At 64.4% G+C, this 329-nt stretch carries 1 pseudogene; it reads right to left on the reverse strand.

Going from position 1 to position 329, the window contains the following annotated elements:
- Positions 1 to 115: 115 nt before the first annotated feature.
- Positions 116 to 329, reverse strand: a pseudogene (locus IE95_RS0118385) (hypothetical protein); the annotation flags it as partial.

The raw sequence follows: 329 nt of genomic DNA on the forward strand, positions 1-329 counted from the left end.
AAGATCTCCACCCGCTGGCCCCCGGCCAACAACGAGTCGATGCTGCGGTGCATGTACGCCGCAGAGTTGTAGCACGGCACGACGATCGTCAACAGCTTGCACATCAGCGCACTCTTCAGACTTCCTGGCCCGCACGGGCCGACGACGAGGACTCCCCCGCACCCCCGGCCACCGGCACACCCGCCACCTGAGCAGGGCCAGGCCCCTCGGCCTCAGCCTCGGGCTCAGCCGGCTCGGGCTCGGGGTCACGCTTGAAGATGATCTTGAAGATCGGGAAGAACACCCAGAACGATAGAGCACTGTTGATGATCATCGTGACCATGTCGGCC

The sequence above is a fragment of the Oerskovia turbata genome (assembly GCF_000718325.1).
GTDB lineage: Bacteria > Actinomycetota > Actinomycetes > Actinomycetales > Cellulomonadaceae > Oerskovia > Oerskovia turbata.